This window comes from Bradyrhizobium sp. HKCCYLS20291, assembly GCF_051167715.1.
GTDB lineage: Bacteria > Pseudomonadota > Alphaproteobacteria > Rhizobiales > Xanthobacteraceae > Bradyrhizobium.
In genome coordinates, this window is sequence record NZ_JBNPTO010000016.1 from 78,857 (window position 1) to 101,843 (window position 22,987).

The window sequence follows — 22,987 nt, forward strand, 5'->3', positions numbered from 1 at the left end:
CCATGGCAAAATTCGATCAGAACGATTCGAGCGTCGTCGTCATCATCGGCTCTGGCGCCGGCGGCGGCACCCTGGGCAACGAGCTCGCGCAGAAGGGCATAAAGGTCGTCATTCTCGAGGCCGGCAATCGCTACGAGATTCCCGACTTCATCAATGACGAATGGGAGAGCTTCACCCAGCTCGCCTGGACCGACATGCGCACCACATCCGGCACCTGGCGCGTCGCCAAGGACTTCGCCAATCTGCCGGCCTGGATCGTCAAGGCGGTCGGCGGCTCGACCGTGCACTGGGCCGGCGCCTCGCTGCGCTTCGACGAGCACGAGTTCAAGGCCCGCACCACCTATGGCGGCGTGCCCGGCACCAGCCTGCTGGACTGGCCGGTGACGCTCAGCGAAATGGAGCCGTGGTACGCCAAGGCCGAGTTCAAGATGGGCGTGACCCGCACCAACGACATCCCCGGCCTGCCCGGCAACAACAACTTCAAGGTCCTCGAGGCCGGTGCCCGCAAGCTCGGCTACAAGACCGTGCACACCGGCAACATGGCCATCAACTCGCAGCCGCGCGACGGCCGCGGCGCGTGCCAGCAGATCGGCTTCTGCTTCCAGGGCTGCAAGTCTGGTGCGAAATGGTCGACCCTGTACACCGAGATCCCGAAGGGCGAGGCCACCGGCAATCTCGAAGTGCGGTCCGGCAGCATGGCGATCAAGATCGAGCATGACGCATCGGGCAAGGCGACCGGCGTCGTCTATGCCGACAGCCAGGGCAAGATGCAGCTGCAGAAGGCCCGCATCGTCGCGGTCGCCGGCAACTCGATCGAGAGCCCCAGGCTGCTGCTCAACAGCGCGTCGAACATGTTCCCGGACGGTCTCGCCAACTCGTCCGGACAGGTCGGCCGCAACTACATGCGGCACATGACCGGCAGCGTCTATGCGACGTTCGAAAACCCCGTGCACATGTATCGCGGCACCACGATGGCCGGCATCGTCCGCGACGAGGCGGCGTTCAATCCGAAGCGCGGCTTCGTCGGCGGCTACGAGATGGAGACGTTGTCACTCGGCCTGCCGTTCATGGCGGCGTTCCTCAATCCGGGCGCCTGGGGCCGCAGCTTCACCGCGGCGATGGAGACCTATCCGCGCATGGCCGGCATGTGGCTGGTCGGCGAGGACATGCCGCAGGAGACCAACCGCATCACGCTCGATCCGGTTGCCAAGGACAAGTTCGGCATGCCGGTCGCCTCGGTGCATTTCGACGATCATCCCAACGACGTCGCGATGCGCGCCCACGCCTACAAGCAGGGCTCGGCGATCTACGAAGCGGTCGGCGCCACCGTCACCTACCCGACCACGCCCTATCCCTCGACGCACAATCTCGGCACCAACCGGATGAGCGAGAAGGCGAAGGATGGCGTCGTCAACAAGTTCGGTCAGAGCCACGACGTCAAGAACCTGTTCGTCTCCGACGGCAGCCAGTTCACGACCGGCGCGGCGTGCAATCCGACGCTGACCATCGTGGCCCTGGCGATCCGCCAGGCCGACTACATCGCCGGCGCAATGCAGAAGAAGGAGATCTAGGGCTGCTTGCCGCGTAGCTTCCGCGTATCAATTTGTTGCTCGTCATGCCCGGGCTTGTCCCGGGCATCCACGCGCTTCCGCGAATGCCGCACGACGTGGATGGCCGGGACAAGCCCGGCCATGACGGCGCGGAGGCTTATGGGTCCAAACAATCGGGGCTCTGCGAAGAAGGTCCACACCCTGAGGAGCCCGCCGCATGCGGGGGTCTCGATGTGTGGCCGCAAGCTACTCCGCCGCATCCATGATCGCCGCCGCAGCAAAGTCCGGCATCGCCGCGGTCGCCTTCGCGCGGTAGATCAGGCAGGAGCAGCGCAGCAGGGAGGCGAAATTCTTCACCTCGCCGTGATGGTCGAGGACTTCGGCGTACAGCGTGGTCACGAACTTGGCGAGGCTCATGCCTTCCTTGGCGGCGATCTCCTCGAGCGTGTCCCAGAACGCCATTTCGAGCCGGATCGACGTGCTGTGCCCGCCGATCCGCAACGAGCGGGTCTGCGATGCATAATCGCGCTGAGGCTGGTGTGCGAACAGACGGCACATGGGCTTCCTCCGGCTGATTGTCATTTTGGAGAAACGATATACTGGCCCCGCCCGCCTCACAATCCCGTTGGAGAACACGGCATTCGCCTGCCGCACTGCGTAAAAAACGCCTATTCTCCCGGCCACGATTGTGGCGCCGCGACAGCGCCCGCCGTTCAACGTTTCGAGCCGGTCCCGCATGCCCGTCCGCCAACTTCCCGAACAGGTCATCAACCGCATCGCCGCCGGCGAGGTGGTGGAACGGCCCGCGAGCGTGGTCAAGGAACTGGTCGAGAACGCGATCGACGCCGGCGCCTCCCGCATCGACATCTTCACCGATGGCGGCGGGCGGCGGAAGATCGCCATCACCGATGACGGCGGCGGCATGACCGCGGCCGATCTCGCGCTCGCGATCGAGCGTCACGCGACGTCGAAGCTGGACGACGAGGATCTCCTGCAGATCCGCACGCTCGGGTTCCGCGGCGAGGCGCTGCCCTCGATCGGCTCGGTGGCGCGGCTGTCTATCACGACGCGGCACAAGAGCGAGCCGCATGCGTGGGGCATCACGGTCGATTGCGGCGACAAGTCACAGATCGTGCCTGCGGCGCTGAATCAAGGCACCCGCGTCGAGGTCGCCGACCTCTTCCATGCGACACCGGCACGGCTGAAGTTCCTCAAGACCGACCGCACCGAGGCCGAGGCGATCCGCGAGGTGGTGCGGCGGCTGGCGATGGCGCGGCCCGACATCGCCTTCACGCTCGCCGGCGAAGAGCGCGCGCCGGTGACCTGGGCCGCCACGCTGCCCGGCGCGACGGGTCAGCTGACGCGGCTCGGCGCCATCCTTGGCACGGACTTCCGCAGCCATGCGATCGCAGTGCGCAGCGAGCGCGAGCATGTGATGGTCGAAGGCTTCGCCGCGGCGCCGGCGCTGACGCGGGCCAATGCGCTCGGGCAGTATCTGTTCGTCAACGGCCGCCCAGTACGCGACAAACTGATCATCGGCGCGGTCCGCGCCGCCTATGCCGACTATCTGCCGCGCGACCGCCATCCGGTGGTGGCGCTGTTCGTGACGCTCGATCCGCGCGAGGTCGATGCCAACGTGCACCCGGCCAAGACCGAGGTGCGGTTCCGCAATGCCGGCCTGGTGCGCGCGCTGATCATCCACGCGCTGAAGGAAGGCCTCGCGCGCGAAGGGCGCCGCACCGCGGCCAATGACGGCGGCGCGACCATCGCCGCCTTCCGCCCGGCGTTCACGCCGCCGCAGCCCAACCCCGGTCCGATGAACTGGGATTGGCAGCGCTCGCCGTCGGCGCCCGTTGCGCCGATGCCGCGCCATGACGACGCGGCTGCGATGCCCGCCGATGCGCCCTTCTCATCTCGGGCCTTCGCCGAGCCGATGCAGGCCGCGTTCGACGTCGGCGGTCCGCGCGCCGATCTGCGCCTGCACGAGCAGCCGGCGGCGCCTGATCTGCTCGACCGTCCACTGGGCGCCGCGCGCACGCAGATCCACGACACGTACATCGTGGCACAGACGCGCGATGGCCTCGTCATCGTCGACCAACATGCCGCGCATGAGCGCATCGTCTATGAGCGGCTCAAGGCTTCACTCGCCGCGCATGGCGTACAGCGCCAGATCCTGCTGATCCCCGATATCGTCGAGCTCGACGAGGCCACCGTCGAGTCGCTGCTCGCGCGGAGTGATGAGCTCGCCTCGTTCGGCCTCGCGATCGAGTCGTTCGGTCCCGGCGCGGTCGCGGTGCGCGAGACACCTTCGCTGCTCGGCAAGATCAACGCCTCCGCGCTGCTGCGCGATCTCGCCGAGCACATGGAGGAATGGGGCGAGGCGCTGCCGCTGGAGCGCCGCCTGATGCACGTCGCCGCCACCATAGCCTGCCACGGCTCCGTCCGCGCCGGCCGCCGCCTCAAGCCCGAGGAAATGAACGCGCTGCTCCGCGAGATGGAAGAGACCCCCAACTCCGGCCAGTGCAACCACGGCCGCCCGACCTATGTCGAGCTGAAGCTCGCCGATGTCGAGAAGCTGTTCGGGAGGAGATAAGGCTACGATCTCACGAGCCACGAGCGACGAGCGCTCCAAATCCGGTGTCGTCCCGGACAAGCCGCAGCGGCGCAACGCGCCGCGGAGGCGCCGATCCGGGATCCATACGCCGCAGCAGACGTGGGGGACAAGAACGGCGTGGCGATCAGCCTGCCTCCTCACTGGATCCTGTGGTTATGGGCCCCTGCGTTCGCAGGGGCGACACCGAGCGAGGATCAAGAGCTGCGCAAGAACACGAACTCGGTGTCGTCGTAGGCGCGGCGCTCGAGCTCTTCGAACCCATCCGGCGCCTTGAACGCGGCGGCCTTGGACTCCTCGACCACCAGCAGCGCCGATGGCACGAGCCAGCCGCCGTCGCGCAGCGACGCCAGCGCCGTCTCGGCCAGCCCCTTGCCATAGGGCGGATCGAGGAACACCAGCGCGAACGGCTCCACCGGATGCGCCGGGCCGAGATCGGTGGCGTCGCGGCGATACACCTTGGTGACGCCGCCGAGCCCGAGCGCCTCGACATTGTTGCGCAACAGCGCCCGCGCCTCGGCGCCGTTGTCGACGAACAAGGTGAACTCAGCGCCGCGCGAGGTCGCCTCGATGCCGAGCGCGCCGGTGCCGGCAAACAGGTCGAGCACGCGCGCGCCCTCGATCGGATTGTCGTAAGCGTGCACGAGGATGTTGAACAGCGCCTCGCGCAGCCGGTCCTGCGTCGGCCGGATGTCGCGCGACGCAGGCGAAGCGATGTTGCGGCCCTTCAGCCGTCCACCGACGACACGCATCGCCGCACCCTACTCGTCCTGCGGCGTGATATCGCGCTTGCCGTGATAGCCGCGCTTCGGCCGCCGCGGCGGGCCGGGGAAGCGCGCCTCGGCCTCGTGACGCTCGCGGGCCTCCTCGCTGCCGGTGCGCTGCACCAGCACCCGCCGGCCCTTGCGGTCGGCGACCACCTCGCGCTTCGGCTTGGGCTTCGGATCCGGAAGCGGCTCGCGGTTGCCCTTGCCGGCCGGGCCGAGATCAGCGCCGGACTGCGCGATCACCTTCTCGCCAAGCTGCTCGCGCAACACCCGCGTCTTGACCTCCTGCACCTCGCCCTCGGGCAGCTCCAGGAGCTGGAACGGTCCGTAGGAGACGCGGATCAGGCGGTTCACCTCGAGCCCGAGATGCGCCAGCACGTTGCGCACCTCGCGGTTCTTGCCCTCGCGGATCGCCACGACCAGCCAGACATTGGCGCCCTGGTCGCGCTCGAGCGTCGCTTCGATCGGACCATACTTCACGCCATCGACCTCGACGCCGGCCGCGAGCTGATCGAGCTGTCCTTGCGTGATCTCGCCATGGGCACGGACGCGATAGCGCCGGGTCCAGCCGGTGTCCGGCAGTTCGAGCACGCGCGCGAGGCCACCGTCATTGGTGAGCAGCAAGAGGCCCTCGGTGTTGAAGTCGAGCCGGCCGATCGAGATCAGCCGCGGCAGGCCCTCGGGCAGATTGTCGAACACCGTCGGCCGCCCCTCGGGGTCGCTGTGCGTGGTCATCAGCCCGCGCGGCTTGTGATACAGGAACAGCCGCGTCCGCTCGCGCTCCGGCAGCGGCGCGCCGTCGACCTGGATGACGTCATTCTCGGTGACGTCGAGCGCCGGCGAGTTGATGACGCGGCCGTTCACGCTGACGCGGCCCTGCGTCACCATCTCCTCCGCATCCCTGCGCGAGGCAAGCCCCGCACGCGCCAGCACCTTGGCGATGCGCTCGCCGGTCTTGCCCGGCTTCGGCGCCTCGTCGGGCACGACGCGCTTGCTGCGCTTGTCGGGTTCGGGCTTGCGCTCGCGATACGGACCACGGCCGCCGAACGCCGGGCGCTTGGCGAAGATCTGGCTGTCGTCCTCATTGTCACGACGCGGCCGCTCGGAGAAGCCCTCGCCACGGCGCTCGCTGCGCGGATGCTCCTGCCAGTCGGTACGGCCCTCGGGACGGCGACGCGGCTTGTCGAAGCCGCGATCGTCGCCGCGATCACGCGGACGGTCGAATTTAGGCCTGTCGGATTTGGGCCGGTCGAATCTCGGGCGATCCTCGCCGCTGCGCTCGGCGCGCGGGCGGTCGAAGCTGCGGCCGCCTTCGCGCGGCGGACGCGGGCTGCGCTCGGCGCGATCGCCATCGGCGCCGCGCTTCTGCCACGGCTTGCTCTCGCCCCGCGGCGGCCGATCGCCGAACTCCTTGCGCGGGCCGCGCGGGCCAGCACCGAACTTGCGCTCCCCCCGATCGCCTTCGGCACCGCGCGAGAACTTGCGCTCGCCACCAAACTTGCGCTCAGGGCGATCGCCGGTTCGTGGCGGACGGTCACCGAAGCTGCGCTCGGCCCGCGGCCGGTCGCCACGATCACGCGCGCCCTCGCCACGTGGCGTATAGGGGCGCTTCTCACCATCGCGCTCGCGCGGCGCGTAGGGCTTGCGCTCGCCGAACTTGCGCTCCGACGACCGCCCGGCCGGACGGGCGTCATCACGACTGGCGCGCTGCGTGTACGGACGCTTCTCGCCGCCGCGCTCGTCGCGATCGAATTTCGGCCGGTCGCCACGCGGCTTGAACGCGCGCTTCTCGCCGTCGCCGTCCCGGGCAGGACGCGCGGCATACGGCCGATCGCCGCGCGGACGTTCGTCGCGGTTGAAGCGCGGCTTGTCGCCATAGGATTTGCGCGGCGCATCGCCGTCCTCGCGGCGGCGCGGGGCGCGGCCTTCATCGAACGAGCGCTTGCCACCGTCGCGCTTGGCAAAGCTCTTGCCGCCGCCGTCCTTGTCGCCGTAGCCGCGCTTGGCGAACTTCTTCTCCGGCCCGCGCGCGGCGCCCGAGCGTCCCTTGGTCCCCTTGGCCCCCTCGGACCGCCCCCGCGGGGCGCCGCCGCGGCGGCCGCGGGAATCGTTGTCTTTGTCGGTATCGCGGGGCATGAAGGTCTCACTTCGAGGTGCAGGACGCGGGGTGATACGCGTGCTCTCGAGCAGCGCATGTCACGCGGGAAATCGGGGTCCGGTTTTGCTGAAGGGCGATGCAGTAGCAGACTTGGGCGGGTATGACGAGCCATGAACAGCCCTTCTTTCATGGATTTGGCGCTGAAAGCGGCCGAATCGGCCGCAATTTCCGGCGAGGTGCCGATCGGCTGCGTCGTCGTCCGCGACAACGCGGTCATTGCCACGGCCGCCAACCGCACGCTGACCGACCGCGACCCGACCGCTCATGCCGAGGTCCTGGCACTGCGCCAGGCCGCACAGGCGATCGGCAGCGAGCGGCTGGTCGATTGCGATCTCTATGTCACGCTGGAGCCGTGCACCATGTGCGCCGGTGCCATCTCCTTCGCCCGCATCCGCCGGCTGTATTACGGGGCGGCCGATCCCAAGGGCGGCGCGGTCGAGTCCGGCGTGCGCTTCTTCGCCGCGCAGACCTGCCATCACGCGCCGGAGGTGTATTCCGCTGTGGGCGAGCAGCAGGCCGCGCAGATGCTGAGGGAGTTCTTCAAGGCGCGCCGTTGATCTCAGTCGCCCACGAAAAACTCCCGCAGCAACTTCACCGTCGCCTGCGGGTTCTCCTCGGTGGGGAAGTGCCCGGAATCGACCGGCGCGCCGCGAACGTTGGTCGCCCATCTCTGCCAAGTGTCGAGCGGCGTCGCCGCGGCGCTGGCGATGCCCGCGTCGCCCCACAGCGCGAGCATCGGGATCGTGATCTTCCTGCCCGCAATGAAGTCGGCCTTGTCGATCTCGTAGTCGGCAGAGGCCCCGGCGCGATAATCCTCGCACATTGCATGCACGCGGGCGGGATCGCGGAACGGCGCGAGATAGTGTTGAAGCGCGCGGCGATCGATCGCGTCCAGCGTCTTGGACTTGGTCTGGCTCGCCATCTTCTGCCGCAGGAAGAACTCGCCATTGGACGCGATCAGCGTCTCCGGCAGCGGCGCCGGCTGCGCCAGGAATGCCCAGTGATAGATCTTGAGCGCGTAGGCGCGGTTCATGCGCTCCCAATAATCATAGGTCGGCAGGATATCGAGCACGGCGAGCTTCGACAGCCGGCCGGGATGATCGAGCGCGAGCCGGTAGGCGACGCGGCCGCCGCGGTCGTGACCGGCGAGTGCGAAATGGACATGACCGAGCTGCTCCATCGCCTCGATCATGACACTGGCCATCGCGCGCTTGGTGTAGGGCGTATGGTCGGCATCGCTGTCGGGCATGTCGGACCAGCCGTAACCGGGCAGGTCGGCGATGATCAGCGTGAACTGCTCCGCGAGCTCGGGAGCGACGCGGTGCCACATGACATGGGTCTCGGAGAAGCCGTGCAGCAGCAGCAGCGGCGGTCCCTTGCCGCCGACGCGGGCGAAGATGCGGCCCGCCGAGGTGTGGATCCATTCGGACGCGTAGCCTGGAAACAGGTCGGCGAGATCGGACATGGCGGCTCCCACGACGAGGGTATCCGCGACGATACGATAGACGCCGCGATCACCCAAGGCCAACCGCGCCCGGCGATGGCAGCGCCGCAGTCCGCTCCGGCTGAGCTAGCCCGTCCCCTGCTCTTGCGCCAGCGCCTGCCAGGCGATGTCGCGGCGACAGAAGCCGTCCGGCCAGGTGATCCGATCGACGGCCTGATAGGCCCGCGCCTGGGCTTCAGTGACCGTCTTGCCGCTGGCGCAGACGTTGAGCACGCGGCCACCATTGGCGACGACGGCGCCGTCCTTGAGCACCGTTCCGGCGTGGAAGATCTCCGCGCCCTCGACCTTGGCCGCGGCGTCCAGACCCTCGATCACGCTGCCCTTCTGGTAGTCGCCGGGATAGCCCTTGGCGGCCATGACCACGGTGACGGCTGCGTCCGGGAACCAGCGCAGATCAAAATTCTTCAATTGGCCGTCACAGGCGGCGAGCAGCGCGGGCACGAGATCGGACATCATGCGCAGCATCAGCACCTGGCATTCGGGGTCGCCAAAGCGGACGTTGTACTCGAACAATTTCGGCCCCTGCGCCGTCAGCATCAGGCCGGCATAAAGGATGCCCTTGAACGGCGTGCCGCGCGCATTCATGCCGTCGATGGTCGGCAGGATGATCCGCGACATGATCTGATCGTGGATGTCAGGCGTCACGAACGGCGTCGGCGAATAGGCGCCCATGCCGCCGGTGTTCGGACCCTGGTCGTGATCGAACACCCGCTTGTGATCCTGCGCAGAGGCCAGCGGAATCGCCGTCTGGCCATCGCACAGCGCGAAGAACGAGACCTCGCGGCCCTCGAGAAACTCCTCGATGACGACCTCGGCGCCGGCCACGCCGAAACCGCCGTCGAACATCATGCGTACCGCGTCCTCGGCCTCGGCCAGGGTCTTGGCGACGACGACACCCTTGCCGGCCGCCAGGCCATCGGCCTTCACCACGATCGGCGCGCCGTGCTCGCGGACATAGGCGAGCGCTTCCGGGGCATTGTCGAAACGGCAATAGGCACCGGTCGGAATGCCGTATTCGGCGCACAGGTCCTTGGTGAAGCCCTTGGAGCCTTCGAGCTGCGCAGCGAGCCTGCTCGGTCCGAAGATCTTGATCCCGGCGGCGCTGACATCGTCGACGATCCCGGCCGCGAGCGGCGTCTCCGGCCCGACCACGACCAGATCGACCTTGTTGGCCCGACAGAATTCAATCACTGCTGCATGGTTGGTCACGTCGAGCGCGACGCATTCCGCCTCCTTGGCGATGCCAGCATTGCCCGGGGCACACCACAGCTTGGTGAGCAGCGGGGAGCCGGCGATCTTCCAGGCGAGCGCGTGCTCGCGGCCGCCGGAACCAATGAGGAGAATGTGCATCGTCGTCGCCGTCGCAAGGTGGTGGGCCAATTCGGAGGCCCCAATTGCCCGGCCCTCGCAACAGAGTCAAATCATGGCTCGGGCGGTTTCGCGGCGGCGCCGGCGATGATTTCCTGCAGGCTGGCGACATGGCGGGCGAACGCCGCACGGCCGGCGGGGGACAATGTCACGGTGGTCTGCGGCTTCTTGCCGACGAACGCCTTGTCCACGGCGACGTAGCCGGCGCGCGACAACGTCTCGATATGGGCGCCGAGATTACCGTCGGTGGCGCCGGTCAGCTTCTTCAGCCGGGCGAAATCGAGCCCGCCGGCGGAGAGTGCGTTCAGGGCCGCCATGATCTTGAGCCGCAGCGGCTGATGGATGATCTCGTCGAGCTCCGCCAAGGCCGCTAGCTCCGCCGCATCCACAGCCCGCCGAGGATCAGGCCGGCGCCATTCACGAAAGCCATCCACAGCGGGAACGCCGGGTCGATGAAGGCATAACCGATCAGAGTGAGGGCGGTGACGCCGAGACCGAACACCGTATAGGCGATACCGAACCACAGGCCGGCCAAGCCATAGAACAGCATGAAGTAGATCGGCCAGAACGCCCCCATCTCGCGCGGCCCGAAATGGCCGATCGTCTCGACGAAGAAACCGAAGGCGAAGAACATGACGAAGGCGAGCACCGTTCGCAGATCGAAGCTGCTCACGCCCGATCGAGACCTCTCCGCCGCGCCCAGGACGACGGATCCGGCGATGCCGAGCACGTAGACCGAGAGCCAAGCTTTGTCGGCATAGCGCGGCGTCAGATAGGTCACGAGATTGCCGGCAAAGACGAGCGCGCCCCACAGGATCATCATCAGGCTGGAGAGCCGGTAGATCTGCGACTGGCGCACGCGCCGGGTCATCTCCTCGATGTCATCGAGCGCGCGCGCGGCTTCCAGGCTGTCGATCATGCGGGATTGAGCCTCTAGCGCGTGGCCACGTCCTCTGCGATCGCGCTGACGGCTGCAGGCGCCGACACGATCTCCATGTGATTGACGCCCGCGATCAGCTTCACGTCAACTGCAGGCGCGACCGCACGCATGGCGTCGGCATATTTGTCGGCGAGCATCAGCTCGTCATCTGCGCCCGCGATCAGGGTCACCGGATGCTTGGCGGCGGCGAGGTCGGCCTTGTAGCCGGCGGTCGCGAAATTGCGCAGCAGGCGATAACTGTAGGTCGAAGCGACGTATTTTTCCGAGTTCGGCCGGACCGCAAAGGCAAGCGCCGGCAGCGCCTCGCAGCACGGCAAGCCGATCCGCCTCAGGACCGTGAGCGCGAGAATGCGCGGAATGTCCGGACTGGCCCAGCCGCCCGAATTGTCGCGGTTGGTCGGCGCGTCGTAGCCGAGATAGGGCGAAAGCAGCACGGTGCGCGCGAACAGATCCTGGATCGATGCGCCAGTGGCGCGCAGCGCGAAGCCGCCTCCCGACGAATGCCCGAGCAGCACGATCGGCTGGGTCGGCAAGGACCTCCTGACCTCGGCGACGAGGTCGGCGAGATCATCCTCGAGCTGGCCGAGATAGCCGATGTCGCCGCGGGTGCCGGAGCCGCCATGGCCGCGAATGTCGGGCGCGAAGGTTTCGATCCCGCGCGCGGCCAGCCCATCGGCGAGGGCGTGCACCGCCACGCTGGACCCCGAGGAGCCGTGCACCAGGATGGCGATCTTGCCGACCGGCGCCGTCCGCGCCGGGTAGTGGCGATAGGCGAGCTCGGTGCCGTCGCGGGCGCTGAAGCGCTGCAGGGCCGGCATGGTGCTGCGGTCGACCCGGCCGACGGTCTCCGAGATCGATTTGAGCTCAGGCGGCCGCACCAGCGGGGTCGCCAGCATGCCTCCCAGGATCAGGGCCAGCGCTCCCGCGAGGCCGAGCCCCAAGCCCACAAGCTGAAACATGATTTTGAGACCCGTCATCGGTGCTCCCTCCCGCCTCTCAAGTCGAATACAGAGTACTCTGTATAACAGAGTTATCGAAAAGGCAACGGCTTGATTGGCGGCGGCGGCGGAAAGCCCCTACCTTGGCGGCTGCTCCCAAACCCGAATCAGCCAGCGATGCCGCCTGCGGAAGCCCTGCCCAACGCGCCCGAATTCACCGTCTCCGAGCTGTCCTCCGCGCTGAAACGTACGGTCGAGGACCAGTTCGGCCACGTCCGCGTGCGCGGCGAGATCACCGGCTTTCGCGGCCCGCATTCCTCGGGCCACTGCTATTTCGCGCTCAAGGACGAGAGCGCCAAGATCGAGGCGGTGATCTGGAAGGGCGTGCATGGCCGCATGCGCTTCAAGCCCCAGGAGGGGCTGGAGGTCATCGCCACCGGCAAGCTCACCACCTATCCGAACTCCTCGAAGTACCAGATCGTGATCGAGGCGCTGGAGCCGGCCGGCATCGGCGCGCTGATGGCGCTGATGGAAGAGCGCAAGCGCAAGCTGGGCGCGGAAGGGCTGTTCGATCCCGCCCGCAAGCAGCTGCTGCCCTGGCTGCCGGAGGTGATCGGCGTCGTCACCTCGCCCACCGGCGCCGTCATCCGCGACATCCTTCACCGGCTAGAGGACCGCTTTCCGCGCCACGTGCTGGTCTGGCCGGTCAAGGTGCAGGGCGACGGCTCGGCCGAGCAGGTCGCCGCTGCGATCCGCGGCTTCAATGACCTGCCCGAAGGCGGCCCGATTCCCCGCCCCGACGTGCTGATCGTCGCCCGCGGCGGCGGCTCGCTGGAGGACCTCTGGTCGTTCAACGAGGAGATCGTGGTCCGCGCCGCGGCCGAGAGCATGATCCCGCTGATATCAGCGGTCGGCCACGAGACCGACGTGACGCTGATCGATTTCGCCGCCGACAAGCGCGCGCCGACGCCGACGGCGGCAGCCGAAATGGCCGTGCCAGTGCGCAGCGAGCTGATGCAGGAGCTCGCCAGTCTCGCCCGCCGCGTCAGCGTCTGCTGGCAGCGCGGTCACGAGAGCCGCCGCAACGAGCTGCGCGCCGCCGCGCGCGCCCTGCCCGGCGCGACCGAACTGCTGGCGATCCCGCGGCAGCGGCTGGATTCGGCGAGCGCGAGCCTGCCGCGTGCGCTGAAGACCAACACGCACGTGCATTTCCGTCAGTTCGCCGCGGCCAGCGCCAAGCTCACCTTGCGCGTGCTGCACGGACAGATCGCCCAGGCCGATCATCGTCTCGTCGTCTCGTCGGAGCGGCTGTCGCTGTCGGCGCGCGCGCTGCTGCGCCGGCGGCGCGAGCGCTTCGAGACGCTCGATGCGCGCTTCAAGGCCTCGCGCCACGCCTATGCGCAGGCCAAGCGGCAGGCGATCGCGCGCGAGCGGGATCGCACCGAGCGGCTGGCGGACCGCGCCAGCCGCGCGCTGGCGACGTCGATCTCGCGGCTGTCGGCGCGCGTCGATCACGCCGGCCAGTTGCTGGCCGCGCTGTCCTATCGCAGCGTGCTGGCGCGCGGCTTCGCGCTGGTGCGTGACGAGGCCGGTCACCCGCTGCACCAGGCGGCGAGCATCGGGCCGAATGCAGCGCTGTCGATCGAGTTCGCCGATGGCACCGTTGCGGCGACGGCCGGTGCCGGCCGTCCTGTTCCCACGGCTGCGCCGACGCCTCCGAAGGCCGGGCGCGAAACCAAGCCGGCGGCCGCGAAGCGCACGCCCGATCCCGCCGATCAGGGCAGCCTGTTCTGACGATTTGTCAGCGCGCCAGCCAGTCCGACACCAGCTTCTGCGCGTCCGCGCGCGCTTCAGGATCGGAGCCGACATGGCCGCGCTCGGGCGCCCCCGCATCGGCGCCCGCCACCGCGTGCACCGGCAGATTGACCCGATCGAAATCATGGTAGGCGTCGGGATAGACGACGATGCGCGTCAGCGCGCTGCGGCCGCGTGCGCCATCGACCATCTGCCGGCAGGCGGGCGGCGAATAGACGTCGTCCATGCCGCCGATCAGGACCAGGGTGGGAACGCGCGCGCTCCAGCCGAGCCCCGATGACGCCCGGCAATCCGGATAGAACGCGACCGCCGAACGGAAGTCCGGCGCAATATGGTCCGGCAATTGCGGTCGTACCGCCCACAGCAGCGCGCTGGCGCCGGAGGCCCATCCCATCAGGCTGACGCGGTCCGGCATGGCCCAGGATTGCTGCGTCAGCCATTTCTGCGCGGCAACGATGTCGGCGACACGCTCGCGGCGGCCGCTGATGCGACGATCCTTGACGCGGCATTGCGGCCCCAGCCCGCGTGAGCCGTAGCTGTCGGGAAACAGTACGGCCTTGCCGCCCTTGAGGAGGTCCAACGCCCAGTCGCGGTAGCGCGGCTGTACCGGCTCGGAGCGGCCACCGAGTCCGCCGCAGCCATGCAGCGCTATCACGGTTGGAAAACGCCCTTTTGCTGCCGGCAAATAGAGCTGAGCGTGCAGCACGTAGCTGCCAGCCGGAATCTCGACCGGCATCGGCAACGGCTCCGTAGCGGCCGCCGATGCCGTGGCGCAGAGCAGAAAGACGGCGACGGTAGCGAGGAAGCGCATCAAACCAGCCGGGAGACAAGCGGCGGAGACCTGAAATCCTAGCTAGCACGGTCCTTTGGCGCGCCGCATCACAAATCAGTGGGTTTGCGGAGGGGACAGTCCCCCCTATCTATGCTACGCAACCGCCGGACATCGTCAGGTGCGCGCGCGGCGGCGTGCATGGAGTGGAGATCGCGGACGTGCTCAACAAGTTCGGTCCCTCGGGTCAGGGGGAAGCGCAGGTGCAGTATCTGGATGGCGATTTCCGCGTAATTTCTCCTGGAAGCTATGTGCGCTGCGCGGTGACCGATGCGCGCATCCCGCTCGACGAGCTGAAATACTGGAGCGTCGACCTCCAGGAGGCCTATGCGGTGCCGAGCGCCGTGCTGCAGCGGCACTATCCAGGCGCGCTGAAGACGAACGGCTAAGACGTTCGAGCTGCGGACAGCCGTTGCGCGACGAAGCCGCGCAACGCCGCCACATCATCGAATTGCAGCGTCACCGGAAAGGCCGAAACGGCAGCCTCGTGCCGCCCCGAAGGAGCGCGGCGTAGCCGTGCGAGATCCTTCTCGGTCGTGACCAGGGTCAAGCCCTCGCGCGCGGCCTGCGCCGCCAGGGCTGCGATCTCATCGTTCGAAAACGGATGATGATCGGGAAACGCCCGCTCCGCTTTGACCTCGAGCCCGCTGGCGCGCAGCGTCCGGAAGAAGCGCTGGGGATCGCCGATCCCGGCGAAGGCGAGCAGCGGCCGTCCCGCGAGGGCGGCCACGGCCTGCGCGTCTGGCTGCAGCCGCGCTCTGAAAACCGGCTTCCCTGCGTCCCCTACGCGCGCTGCGACCGCATCGCCGGCGTCACCACTGCCGACGATGATCAGCGCATCCGTGCGCGCCAGCTGCGGCGGCAATGGCGCCCGCAGCGGCCCGGCGGGAAACACCTGTTCGTTGCCGAGCCCGCGTGCGCCATCGATCACGATCAGCGCCAGATCCTTGGTGATCGATGGATTTTGAAAGCCATCGTCCATCAGGATGAGCGAGGCGCCCTGCGCCTTCGCGAGCCCGACACCATCGGCGCGCGCGCGCGACACCACCACCGGCACATGCGCGGCCATCATCAGCGGCTCGTCACCGACATCGGCCGCCGCGTGAGCGGCCGGATCGACCAGGACCGGCCCCGGCAGCCGACCGCCATAGCCGCGGCTCAGCACGACCGGACGCTCGCCCTGCTCGCGCAGCAAGGCGGTCAGCGCCAGCACGGTCGGCGTCTTGCCGGCACCGCCAACGTGGAAATTGCCGACGCAGATCACCGGCACGCCGGCACCGATGCCGCCCTGCGCCATGCGGCGTGCGGCTACCGCGCCGTACAGCATCGAGAGCGGGGACAGCAGACGCGATTGCCAGGAGAGAGGCCGATGCCAGAAGGCCGGCTCACGCATCGCCGGCAGCCCCCATCTCCAGCCTGATCTGCAGGAGATACGGCTCGAGCGCCGAGAGCGTCCGCTCCAGCGCCCCGCCGAGCTGGTCGACCACGCGGGCGCCTGCATCAGCAACGGCTTTGATCGCCGCGGGCTCGGCGAGCAATTGCCTGAGCTGCCGGATCAGCGCCTCCTGATCGTGGGCAAGCCTCGCCCCGGCCGCCTTGTCGAGCGCCTCATAGACCTCGGCGAAGTTGAAGACGTGCGGGCCGTGCACGATGGCTGCGCCGAGCTTGATCGCCTCGATCGGATTCTGGCCGCCATGCTCGACCAGCGAGCCGCCCATGAACACTACCGAGGCGAGCCGGTAGAACAGCCCGAGCTCGCCCATCGTGTCGGCGACATAGACGTCGGTCGCAGCCATCGGCTGATCCTCGCGCGAACGCAACCCGGCCTGCAGCCCTGCGCTTGCGACGAGGCCAGCGACGTCAGGACCGCGATGCGGATGCCGCGGGACGATGACAGTGAGAAGCGAGGGGTACGAACCGGACAGCGCCTTGTGAGCCGCGATCAGCAACTCGTCCTCGCCCGGATGCGTCGAGGCCGCCACGATCACAGGACGGCCCCGCGTCATCGCCATCAGGCGCTCGAGCTTGACCGCATCGGCCGGCGGGGCGGACACATCGAGCTTGAGGTTGCCGGTGGTGATGACGTCCCGGGCGCCCAGCGCCGAAAACCGCTCGGCATCCGCCTGCGACTGGGCCAGGCAGAGGTCGAAGCGACCGAGCAGCGCCGAGATCGTGGCCGACATCCGCTGCCAGCGTGGAAACGAGCGCGGCGACATCCGGCCGTTGATCACGACCATCGGCACCCGCCGCGATGCGCCGGCAAGGATCAGGTTGGGCCACAGGTCGGATTCGATGAACAGCCCCAGCGAAGGCCGCCAATGGTCGAGAAACCGCTCCACGAAGCGCGGCGTGTCATACGGCACGTATTGGTGGATGACGTCGGGCGGGAAGCGCTTGGCCACAATCGCGGCCGACGTGACCGTGCCGGAGGTGATCAGGATGCGGATGTTCAGCGCGCGCAACCGTTCGATCAGCGCCGCCGCCGCCAGCACCTCGCCCACGCTCGCGCCGTGGATCCAGACCAGCGGCCCCAGCGGGCGCGTGTCATGGCTCAGACCACGCCGCTCGTCGGTGCGCTCCGGATCTTCCTTGCCGTGCTTGAGCCGCTGCCGGATCAGGGCCGGCGCAAGCGGGACCGCAGCCGAGGACAACCCGCGGTACACGCGCAGGGCCATCGGGAGCGTGTTAGGCACCGGACGCTCCCGCGATCGGTGGCGGACAGGCCTCGGGACGGCCGACGATCTCATAGGCGCGGCGCATGCATTCGTTCAGCGTCGCCTCGAGGTCGAGGCGCGCCTGCTCCATGACAGCGGCGTCGGCATCGCGCGGCACGCTGATTTCCTTGATCCCCACCAATGCGCCGCGGCCGAATGGCAAATTGATGGTGGTGCTGTCCCAGTTCTTCAGGCGGATGAAGCGGCTCGTGACCATTGCGAACGGCATGATCGGACGTCCTGACTCGCGCGCCAGCATGATGATGCCGAGACCCGCAATCCGCGCGCGCTTCGGCACATCGGCGGTCGATGCCACGTTATAGTTGTCTTCGAGCGCCTGCACCATCTCCCTGAACGCTCCGACCCCACCTTTGCGGTGGAATGCCGAACCGTGGTCCCCGGACCCACGGATGGTTCCGATGCCGAGCCGCTCGACCGCGATGGCGTTGAACTCGCCGTCGCGATGCCTGGAGATCAGCACCTTGGCGCGGTAGCTCGGCTTGTTCCGGATGAAGGGCGTCAGCAGATGCTGGCCGTGCCAGAACGCGAAGATCGCCGGCATCTGCGGTTCGACGATGTCGTAGACCTCGGGCGGCTCATAGGTGAAGCGGTTGGTGAGCCACACCAGGCGCAGGTACTCGGCCGCGAGGAACCCGACGGCGCGCTGGAACCAGCCGCTACGCAGCATATTGCGGACGAAATGTTTCAAGTCGGGCGCTTTACGTCTTACTTCACGTCGTGAGCGGGATCGAGCAGCCGGTGCAGGTGCACGATGAAGTAGCGCATATGGGCGTTGTCGACCGTCATCTGCGCCTTGGCCCGCCAAGCGGCGTGGGCCGATGCGTAGTTGGGATAGACGCCCACGATATCGACCTTGTCGAGATCCTTGAACTCGTTCTTTTCGAGGTTGATCAGCTCGCCGCCGATCACGAGGTGAAGGAGCTGCTGCGAGGCGCTTTCTGTCATCGGTATCGTTCCTAATCAGCGCCTTGCAGGCGACGTGAAGCGGCGATCGGGGACCGTTCAGGCCGGCGGCAATCTGCGGTATTGCGCGACGATCTCAGCATGTCGGTCGCGGCCCGCTGCCACCAGCACCCCGTGCACCACTTCCGGACGATTATAGAGGATCGTCTCGCCGGACAACGCGGTCATTTTACCTCCCGCTTCCTGCACGATCAGATGCGCCGCCGCAAGATCCCAATCGCGGCTTTGCCCGCCTGCAAAAGCGGCATCGAGCGCACCGTGCGCGACACGACACAGTCGTAGCGCCAACGAGCCGATTCGCGGATGCAGCTCGAGCCCCGTCGAATCCGGTGCCAGCCGTTCGATCAGCGGCTTGGGTCCGGCCACCCGGGAAAAGTCCCACGCCGTCCCTTCGGCCGCGCGGACGGACTGCTCGTTGAGCGTGGTCCCCTGGCCCAGCGCCGCAAAGAAGAACTCGCCGGTCACGGGGGCATAGACCGCGGCCAGCACCGGCGCATTGTCCTCGACCAGCGCGACGCTCACGCACCAGTCGTGGCGACCGCCGAGATAGGAGCGCGTGCCGTCGATCGGGTCGACGATCCATGTCCGCGACCGGCCGAGCCGGGCGGCATCGTCAGCACTCTCCTCCGACAGCCAGCCATAGGCGGGCGTCGCCGATCTCAACCGGCGCTCGAGCAGGTCGTTGACGGCCATGTCGGCTTCGGACACCGGCGATGATGCGCCCTTGGTCCATTTGCGCAGCTCGGTGCCGAACATCGCATGCGCCAGCTCACCCGCCTCGCGCACCGCCTGCTTCAGAAGCCCGGCATCGGCCGCCGGGCCGGTCGTGCTCGGTTTGTCGATCTCAGCGTCCGCCAAGCGTCAATCCTTCGATGCGCACCGTCGGCGCATTGACGCCATAGCGGAATTCCAGGTCGCTCGCGGGGGTCATCGACTTGAAGATCTCGAACAGGTGGCCGGCGATGGTCACCTCGCTGACCGCATAGCCGATCTCGCCATTCTCGATCCAGAAGCCGGAGGCACCGCGGCTGTAGTCGCCGGTCACGCCGTTCACACCGGAGCCGATCAGGTCGGTGACGTAGAAGCCCTGCTTGATGTCCGAGATGAGCTCCTTGGCGGTGACGACGCCCGCTTCGAGATGCAGGTTGAAGGGACCCGGCGAGGGCGACGAAGAAACGCCGCGATGTGCGTGGCCGGTCGTGACCATGCCGAGTTCGCGGGCGGTGCCCGAATCCAGCAGCCACGTCGTCAACACGCCATCATCGACCAGGGCGGTCTGCTTCACCTTGACGCCTTCGGCGTCGAACGGCTGCGAGCGCAGGCCGCGCTTCCGCAGCGGATCGTCGATGATGCGGATGCCCTTGGCGAACAGCTGCGCGCCGAGCTTGTCCTTCAGAAAGGACGTCTTGCGCGCGATCGATGCGCCGTTGATGGCCCCGACCAGATGGCCGACCAGCGAGCCCGACACGCGCGGATCGAACACCACCGGCACCTGGCAGGTGGCAACCTTGCGCGGATTGGCGCGCGCCACCGCGCGCTCGCCGGCGCTGCGCCCGACCGCCGCGGGCGACAGCAGATCGGCGCCGTGCGGCGCCGCCGTGTAGTCGTAATCGCGCTCCATGCCGGTGCCTTCGCCTGATATCGCGGTGGTCGAGATGCTCTGGCTCGAGCGCAGATAGGCACCACGGAAGCCGCCGCTGGTCACCAGCACCATGCCGCCGATGCCGGCCGAGGCCGATGCGCCGCCGGATTTGGTGACGCCCTTCACGGCCATCGCCGCAGCCTCGGCCTCCTGCGCGCGCCGCTCCAGCTCGGCGGTCGCGGGAATGTTCGGATCGAGCAGGTCGAGCTCGGGAATCTCACGCGCCAGCAATGCCGGGTCGGCGAGGCCGACGAAGTTGTCGTCGGGCGCCACGCGCGCCATCGCCACGGCGCGTTCGGCGAGCCGTGCCACGCCGTCACCACTGACGTCGTTGGTCGAGACCACCGCCTGGCGCTTGCCGACCAGCACCCGCAACCCGACATCGTCGCCTTCCGAGCGCTCGGATTCCTCGACGCGGCCGTCGCGGACCTCGACGCCCTGAGAGATGCCGCGCACTGCGATCGCATCGGCGGCATCGGCTCCCGCCTTGCGTGCCGCTTCGACCAGCCGCTCCGCGAGCGCGGTGAGGGCGGATTGATCGAGAAGATCGGAATGGGCGGATGTCGATGAAGCAGGAGCTGAGGGGGAGGATGTCACGAACAGATTCCGATCGATGGCAGGTGGCGGCAGGACGGCTCAATCCACACGAAATGTGACCTGCTCACGCCAACTTCAAGCAGGACGGCGGAGGCGCCTTGGATTTGAGGCGCCTTGGATTGTCGGCAAATCGGCAAGGTCTCGTCAATCATGCGGGGCAAGCGATTGTCAATCATGACGGTAAGAGGATCATGCGTTAGGGCTGATTAACCAGCCTTCTTAAGCTGATACGGGCGTGGCGCGTGGCAAGGTCTCACGTATCGACCGGGCACATAATCCCGGCGGGGAGACCAGGCCGTGAGGCGTCAAACAGCAACAGGCGGAAGCAATTCCGCTGGGTCGAGCCGCGCAGTGCGGCTCGACCCTCTTTCCCTGCCCGTCTCGTTCAGCGCGCACGACACCCGTGCCGATGGCGGAATCCGGCAGGTCGAATTGCACCGGGAGCGCGTGGTGCTGCGCCGTGCCGTCAGCGGCATGCGCATGGCCCTGAACCTCCGCGTCAGCGATTTCCTCGGCATCGCGCTGCGCGAGATCGACGACACGCAGATGATGCTGATCCTGCTTCACCGCGATCCTTCGCTGAGCATTCCCTTGTGCGTCAGCGAGGACCATGACGAGATCATTGCCACCTGGGCGATGTGGAGCGAGACCTTTGCGCTGCCCCAGCTTCAAGAGCCCAAGCGCGACGCCGCGCCGCGCCGCCGCCGGCGCAATGCAATCCGTTCACGCCGGCCGCGTTTCCTGATGCGCCGCCGCGTCGGCCAATTGCTCAATCCCGCATCGGTCTATCGCGGTGAGCGCGAGATCATCGCGCGCGACTGATCAGGTTGCGCGCAGCACGGCATCGACGACAAGAGCAGCGAACAGCAGCAGTCCGGCGTCGCGGTTCGATCTGAAGATGCGCAGGCACAGCGCGGGATCGGCGATATCCAGCCGGCGGACCTGCCAGCCGAGATGGGCAGCGAAACAGCCAAGCCCGAGCCACGCCGCGACATGCACGTGAGCCGTCAGGAACGCGGCTCCAATCAAGACCACGGCCAGCCCGTAGAAAATGACCAGCGCCAGGTGTGTGCGCTCGGCAAACAGCCGCGCGGTCGACTTGATGCCGATCAGCGCATCATCCTCGGCGTCTTGATGCGCATAGATCGTGTCGTAGGCGATCACCCAGCAGATCGAGCCGGCGTAGAGCAGCAGCGCGGTGGTGTCGAGCCGGCCGAACGCGACGGCAAATCCCATCAGCGCGCCCCAGGAGAAGGCGAGCCCGAGCACCGTCTGCGGCCACCAGGTGATGCGCTTCATGAACGGGTAGATCGCAACGATCACCAGCGAGGCGATCCCGGTGCCGATCGCAAAGCGATTGAACTGCAGCAGCACCACGAGACCGACCAGGGCCTGTGCCACCAGGAAAGCCAGCGCCTGCTTGACGCCGACCTGCCCGGCCGGAATCGGCCGTGAGCGCGTGCGCTCCACCTTGGCGTCGAGGTCACGGTCGGTGATGTCGTTCCAGGTGCAGCCGGCACCGCGCATGGCAAAGGCGCCGACGAAATAGAGCGCGACCCAGGCCGGCAGCATGGACAGCTGTCCCGAGATGCCGGCCGCGAGCGCGGCCGACCACCAGCATGGCATCAGCAGCAGCCAGGATCCGATCGGGCGATCGTAGCGGGCGAGCCGCAGATAGGGCCGGCTCCAGACCGGCGCCAGCGTGTCGACCCAATTGCCGGTCGCGTCAGCAACGCGGACGGCGGTGTCGCTCATCGGGTGAGCACGTTGCCGGTCATGGTGTCGAACGCCGAGCCGCCCTTCTTGGCGGTATTGGCCTCAGGCAGCGCGGCCGACGAACCCAGGACATCGCTGAGGCTGGGAGCCGCCGGGCCGCCGCCCTTCTGCATCTGCTCGGCGGCGTTGCAGACCTTCTGCTGGACGCCTTCGGTGCCCTTGTGGTTCGTCTTCATCTGATCGCCGATCTGACCGGGAATGCCGCAGCGTGCCGCGTTGGCCTCGACATATTTGATCATCTTGACCTCGGCCTCGCTGAAGCTCTTGAACAGCTTGCAGGCCTCAATCGGCGTGGTTTTTCCCTTGCCCGCGGCTTGAAGCCGCTTACCGCGGCGCTCGGCCTCCTCACGCAGCGGCACGAACTCTTTCATGCAGGCGTCTGCCGCGCCGCCGCCGGGCGCGGCCATCGCCGGCGGCGCGAAACCGCCACCGCCGCCGCCGAGCGGCGGAGCGCTGGCACCTGGAAAGCCGGCGCTTGGCGCCGCGGCGGTAGCGGTGGGCGCGGAGCCACCCATCGGCGGAAAGGCGGAGGCGTTGCCGCGGCTCTCACCCGGCAGCGCCGGGAACGCGCTTTGCGCCAGCACCGGCCCCGACGAGAGGCCGATCACGATGGCGAGCGACAAGAATGAATGACGGACGATCAAGGCTGGTTCTCCGGCAAGACCAGGGATTCATCAACACTTCCGGACGAAAGCACGATCCGATCACGGGCTTTTACGATTCCCGCCCGTCCTGCACAACCGCGGAATTTGGCACCTCTGCGGCGCAGGGACGCAGCGTTGCCTCAAAATGCC

23 protein-coding genes are annotated in these 22,987 nt (G+C 67.7%); 6 read left to right on the top strand and 17 right to left on the bottom strand.

All coding sequences use genetic code 11. From position 1 onward, the window contains the following. Positions 1–2 precede the first annotated feature (2 nt). Complete coding sequence (locus tag ACQR07_RS28510) at positions 3–1,571, top strand: GMC family oxidoreductase (RefSeq protein WP_434905410.1); 1,569 nt, start codon at positions 3–5, stop codon at positions 1,569–1,571. Between the two features lie 225 nt (positions 1,572–1,796). On the opposite strand, the gene ACQR07_RS28515 is transcribed toward ACQR07_RS28510, so the two are convergent. Beyond that, positions 1,797–2,108, bottom strand: coding sequence for a ribbon-helix-helix domain-containing protein (locus tag ACQR07_RS28515; RefSeq protein WP_434905411.1), 312 nt, complete (start codon positions 2,106–2,108; stop codon positions 1,797–1,799). Positions 2,109–2,286: 178 nt separating this feature from the next. Between ACQR07_RS28515 and mutL the strand changes: the two genes are divergently transcribed. Beyond that, positions 2,287–4,143 (top strand): DNA mismatch repair endonuclease MutL, encoded by a 1,857-nt coding sequence (mutL, locus tag ACQR07_RS28520; RefSeq protein ID WP_434905412.1) that lies wholly within the window; start codon positions 2,287–2,289, stop codon positions 4,141–4,143. A gap of 215 nt (positions 4,144–4,358) precedes the next feature. Here the strand turns inward: mutL and rsmD are convergent, their stop codons facing one another. Together rsmD and ACQR07_RS28530 are read right to left on the bottom strand one after the other, a co-directional pair. After that, on the bottom strand, positions 4,359–4,913 hold the full coding sequence (gene rsmD / locus ACQR07_RS28525; protein WP_434905413.1) for a 16S rRNA (guanine(966)-N(2))-methyltransferase RsmD: 555 nt from the start codon (positions 4,911–4,913) through the stop codon (positions 4,359–4,361). Positions 4,914–4,922: 9 nt separating this feature from the next. Continuing rightward, positions 4,923–7,064, bottom strand: coding sequence for a pseudouridine synthase (locus ACQR07_RS28530; protein WP_434905414.1), 2,142 nt, complete (start codon positions 7,062–7,064; stop codon positions 4,923–4,925). Positions 7,065–7,196: 132 nt separating this feature from the next. Between ACQR07_RS28530 and ACQR07_RS28535 the strand changes: the two genes are divergently transcribed. Then, positions 7,197–7,643, top strand: coding sequence for a nucleoside deaminase (locus ACQR07_RS28535; protein WP_434905415.1), 447 nt, complete (start codon positions 7,197–7,199; stop codon positions 7,641–7,643). Positions 7,644–7,645: 2 nt separating this feature from the next. Here the strand turns inward: ACQR07_RS28535 and ACQR07_RS28540 are convergent, their stop codons facing one another. The 5 genes from ACQR07_RS28540 to ACQR07_RS28560 form a co-directional block, all read right to left on the bottom strand. Continuing rightward, positions 7,646–8,551: an alpha/beta fold hydrolase gene (locus tag ACQR07_RS28540; protein WP_434905416.1), complete on the bottom strand. Its 906-nt coding sequence runs from the start codon at positions 8,549–8,551 to the stop codon at positions 7,646–7,648. Positions 8,552–8,656: 105 nt separating this feature from the next. Continuing rightward, the gene (gene purD, locus ACQR07_RS28545; protein WP_434905417.1) at positions 8,657–9,940 is read right to left on the bottom strand and encodes a phosphoribosylamine--glycine ligase; all 1,284 of its coding nucleotides are present in this window, start codon (positions 9,938–9,940) and stop codon (positions 8,657–8,659) included. Between the two features lie 71 nt (positions 9,941–10,011). Then, positions 10,012–10,323, bottom strand: a complete 312-nt coding sequence (locus ACQR07_RS28550; protein WP_434905418.1) for a winged helix-turn-helix domain-containing protein — start codon at positions 10,321–10,323, stop codon at positions 10,012–10,014. 5 nt (positions 10,324–10,328) lie between these two features. Next, positions 10,329–10,877, bottom strand: a complete 549-nt coding sequence (locus tag ACQR07_RS28555) for a hypothetical protein (RefSeq protein WP_434905419.1) — start codon at positions 10,875–10,877, stop codon at positions 10,329–10,331. 14 nt (positions 10,878–10,891) lie between these two features. Continuing rightward, a complete protein-coding gene (locus ACQR07_RS28560) occupies positions 10,892–11,875 on the bottom strand; it encodes an alpha/beta hydrolase (RefSeq protein ID WP_434905420.1) in 984 nt (327 codons plus the stop codon). A 138-nt stretch (positions 11,876–12,013) separates the two neighbouring features. Here ACQR07_RS28560 and xseA point away from each other — a divergent pair, with 138 nt between their 5' ends. Next, entirely contained in the window at positions 12,014–13,630 is a 1,617-nt protein-coding gene (gene xseA / locus ACQR07_RS28565; RefSeq protein ID WP_434905421.1) for an exodeoxyribonuclease VII large subunit, read from the top strand. A 7-nt stretch (positions 13,631–13,637) separates the two neighbouring features. Here the strand turns inward: xseA and ACQR07_RS28570 are convergent, their stop codons facing one another. Next, complete coding sequence (locus ACQR07_RS28570) at positions 13,638–14,462, bottom strand: dienelactone hydrolase family protein (protein ID WP_434905422.1); 825 nt, start codon at positions 14,460–14,462, stop codon at positions 13,638–13,640. A gap of 179 nt (positions 14,463–14,641) precedes the next feature. On the opposite strand from ACQR07_RS28570, the gene ACQR07_RS28575 reads away from it, so the two are divergent. Continuing rightward, positions 14,642–14,869 (top strand): DUF2093 domain-containing protein, encoded by a 228-nt coding sequence (locus tag ACQR07_RS28575; RefSeq protein ID WP_434905423.1) that lies wholly within the window; start codon positions 14,642–14,644, stop codon positions 14,867–14,869. Here the strand turns inward: ACQR07_RS28575 and lpxK are convergent. From lpxK to ACQR07_RS28605, 6 genes are read right to left on the bottom strand one after another with little or no spacing between them, the layout of a single operon-like run. Continuing rightward, positions 14,866–15,873 (bottom strand): tetraacyldisaccharide 4'-kinase, encoded by a 1,008-nt coding sequence (lpxK, locus tag ACQR07_RS28580; RefSeq protein WP_434905424.1) that lies wholly within the window; start codon positions 15,871–15,873, stop codon positions 14,866–14,868. The genes ACQR07_RS28575 and lpxK overlap by 4 nt on opposite strands. Next, positions 15,866–17,227, bottom strand: a complete 1,362-nt coding sequence (locus ACQR07_RS28585; protein ID WP_434905425.1) for a 3-deoxy-D-manno-octulosonic acid transferase — start codon at positions 17,225–17,227, stop codon at positions 15,866–15,868. The genes lpxK and ACQR07_RS28585 overlap by 8 nt, the downstream gene beginning before the upstream one ends. Next, complete coding sequence (locus tag ACQR07_RS28590; protein ID WP_434905426.1) at positions 17,166–17,903, bottom strand: lysophospholipid acyltransferase family protein; 738 nt, start codon at positions 17,901–17,903, stop codon at positions 17,166–17,168. Before ACQR07_RS28590 ends, ACQR07_RS28585 begins: the two co-directional genes overlap by 62 nt. 17 nt (positions 17,904–17,920) lie before the next feature. Then, positions 17,921–18,160, bottom strand: coding sequence for a DUF4170 domain-containing protein (locus tag ACQR07_RS28595; RefSeq protein WP_434905427.1), 240 nt, complete (start codon positions 18,158–18,160; stop codon positions 17,921–17,923). A 57-nt stretch (positions 18,161–18,217) separates the two neighbouring features. Next, complete coding sequence (locus tag ACQR07_RS28600) at positions 18,218–19,036, bottom strand: 3'(2'),5'-bisphosphate nucleotidase CysQ (RefSeq protein ID WP_434905428.1); 819 nt, start codon at positions 19,034–19,036, stop codon at positions 18,218–18,220. Continuing rightward, positions 19,023–20,417 (bottom strand): TldD/PmbA family protein, encoded by a 1,395-nt coding sequence (locus ACQR07_RS28605; RefSeq protein WP_434905429.1) that lies wholly within the window; start codon positions 20,415–20,417, stop codon positions 19,023–19,025. Before ACQR07_RS28605 ends, ACQR07_RS28600 begins: the two co-directional genes overlap by 14 nt. Positions 20,418–20,714: 297 nt before the next feature. On the opposite strand from ACQR07_RS28605, the gene ACQR07_RS28610 reads away from it, so the two are divergent. Further along, on the top strand, positions 20,715–21,239 hold the full coding sequence (locus tag ACQR07_RS28610) for a DUF6101 family protein (RefSeq protein ID WP_434905430.1): 525 nt from the start codon (positions 20,715–20,717) through the stop codon (positions 21,237–21,239). Here the strand turns inward: ACQR07_RS28610 and ubiA are convergent, their stop codons facing one another. After that, a complete protein-coding gene (ubiA, locus tag ACQR07_RS28615) occupies positions 21,240–22,172 on the bottom strand; it encodes a 4-hydroxybenzoate octaprenyltransferase (protein WP_434905431.1) in 933 nt (310 codons plus the stop codon). After that, positions 22,169–22,837, bottom strand: a complete 669-nt coding sequence (locus tag ACQR07_RS28620; RefSeq protein WP_434905432.1) for a hypothetical protein — start codon at positions 22,835–22,837, stop codon at positions 22,169–22,171. The genes ubiA and ACQR07_RS28620 overlap by 4 nt, the downstream gene beginning before the upstream one ends. Between the last annotated feature and the right edge of the window lie 150 nt (positions 22,838–22,987).

Bases quoted from the DNA above. Each gene is read 5' to 3' on its own strand.
- ACQR07_RS28560 (WP_434905420.1), bottom strand. From the start codon at position 11,875: ATGACGGGTCTCAAAATCATGTTTCAGCTTGTGGGCTTGGGGCTCGGC.
- purD (WP_434905417.1), bottom strand. From the start codon at position 9,940: ATGCACATTCTCCTCATTGGTTCCGGCGGCCGCGAGCACGCGCTCGCC.
- xseA (WP_434905421.1), top strand. From the start codon at position 12,014: ATGCCGCCTGCGGAAGCCCTGCCCAACGCGCCCGAATTCACCGTCTCC.
- ACQR07_RS28515 (WP_434905411.1), bottom strand. From the start codon at position 2,108: ATGTGCCGTCTGTTCGCACACCAGCCTCAGCGCGATTATGCATCGCAG.
- ACQR07_RS28540 (WP_434905416.1), bottom strand. From the start codon at position 8,551: ATGTCCGATCTCGCCGACCTGTTTCCAGGCTACGCGTCCGAATGGATC.
- lpxK (WP_434905424.1), bottom strand. From the start codon at position 15,873: ATGCGTGAGCCGGCCTTCTGGCATCGGCCTCTCTCCTGGCAATCGCGT.
- rsmD (WP_434905413.1), bottom strand. From the start codon at position 4,913: ATGCGTGTCGTCGGTGGACGGCTGAAGGGCCGCAACATCGCTTCGCCT.
- ACQR07_RS28585 (WP_434905425.1), bottom strand. From the start codon at position 17,227: ATGAGATCGTCGGCCGTCCCGAGGCCTGTCCGCCACCGATCGCGGGAG.
- ACQR07_RS28535 (WP_434905415.1), top strand. From the start codon at position 7,197: ATGAACAGCCCTTCTTTCATGGATTTGGCGCTGAAAGCGGCCGAATCG.
- ACQR07_RS28595 (WP_434905427.1), bottom strand. From the start codon at position 18,160: ATGACAGAAAGCGCCTCGCAGCAGCTCCTTCACCTCGTGATCGGCGGC.
- mutL (WP_434905412.1), top strand. From the start codon at position 2,287: ATGCCCGTCCGCCAACTTCCCGAACAGGTCATCAACCGCATCGCCGCC.
- ACQR07_RS28530 (WP_434905414.1), bottom strand. From the start codon at position 7,064: ATGCCCCGCGATACCGACAAAGACAACGATTCCCGCGGCCGCCGCGGC.
- ACQR07_RS28570 (WP_434905422.1), bottom strand. From the start codon at position 14,462: ATGCGCTTCCTCGCTACCGTCGCCGTCTTTCTGCTCTGCGCCACGGCA.
- ACQR07_RS28510 (WP_434905410.1), top strand. From the start codon at position 3: ATGGCAAAATTCGATCAGAACGATTCGAGCGTCGTCGTCATCATCGGC.
- ubiA (WP_434905431.1), bottom strand. From the start codon at position 22,172: ATGAGCGACACCGCCGTCCGCGTTGCTGACGCGACCGGCAATTGGGTC.
- ACQR07_RS28555 (WP_434905419.1), bottom strand. From the start codon at position 10,877: ATGATCGACAGCCTGGAAGCCGCGCGCGCGCTCGATGACATCGAGGAG.